The following is a 1,081-nucleotide window of genomic DNA, read 5'->3' as shown; positions in this document are numbered from 1 at the left end:
AACCCGACCCGACAAGAAGAAGATCATGGTGCTTGGCGGTGTTCCGAACCGTATCGGCCAGGGCATCGAGTTCGACTACTGCTGCGTGCACGCGGCACTGGCGATGCGTGATGACGGTTACGAAACCATCATGGTCAACTGCAACCCGGAAACCGTCTCGACCGACTATGACACTTCCGACCGCCTGTACTTCGAGCCGGTGACGCTGGAAGACGTGCTGGAAATCGTCGACAAGGAAAAGCCGGTCGGCGTGATCGTCCAGTACGGTGGCCAGACCCCGCTGAAGCTGGCGCTGGACCTGGAAGCCAATGGCGTGCCCATCGTCGGCACCTCGCCCGACATGATCGACGCCGCCGAAGACCGCGAGCGTTTCCAGAAGCTGCTGCAGGACCTGGGCCTGCGCCAGCCGCCCAACCGTACCGCCCGTACCGAAGCCGACGCGCTGCAACTGGCGCAGGAAATCGGTTATCCGCTGGTGGTGCGCCCGTCCTACGTGCTGGGTGGCCGCGCCATGGAAATCGTCCACGAGCAGCGTGACCTGGAGCGCTACATGCGCGAAGCCGTCAAGGTTTCGCATGATTCGCCGGTGCTGCTGGACCGCTTCCTGAACGACGCCATCGAAGTGGACGTCGATTGCCTGTCCGACGGTGAACGTACCTTCATCGGCGGCGTGATGGAACACATCGAACAAGCCGGCGTGCACTCGGGCGACTCGGCTTGCTCGCTGCCGCCGTATTCGCTGTCCAAGGACACTATCGAAGAACTGAAGCGCCAGACCGCGCTGATGGCCAAGGGCCTGAACGTGGTCGGCCTGATGAATGTGCAGTTCGCCATCCAGCAAAGTGAAGTCGATGGCAAGACCGTCGATACCGTCTTCGTGCTGGAAGTGAACCCGCGTGCCTCGCGTACCGTGCCCTTCGTCTCCAAGGCCACCGGCCTGCAACTGGCCAAGATCGCCGCGCGCTGCATGGTCGGCCAGTCGCTGGAGAGCCAGGGCATTAAGAACGAAGTGGTGCCGCCTTACTACAGCGTCAAGGAAGCCGTGTTCCCGTTCGTCAAGTTCCCGGGCGTGGACACCATC

1 protein-coding gene is annotated in these 1,081 nt (G+C 62.3%); it reads left to right on the top strand.

Annotation, left to right across the window (positions count from 1 at the left end):
- On the top strand, window positions 1-1,081 hold a 1,081-nt coding region (carB, locus tag I5W_RS21710), incomplete at both ends, for a carbamoyl-phosphate synthase large subunit (protein WP_044530796.1).

Source organism: Herbaspirillum sp. B65 (assembly GCF_000333555.1).
Classification (GTDB): Bacteria; Pseudomonadota; Gammaproteobacteria; order Burkholderiales; family Burkholderiaceae_D; genus Herbaspirillum; species Herbaspirillum rubrisubalbicans.
This window is presented reverse-complemented; position numbering and strand designations above follow the sequence as displayed.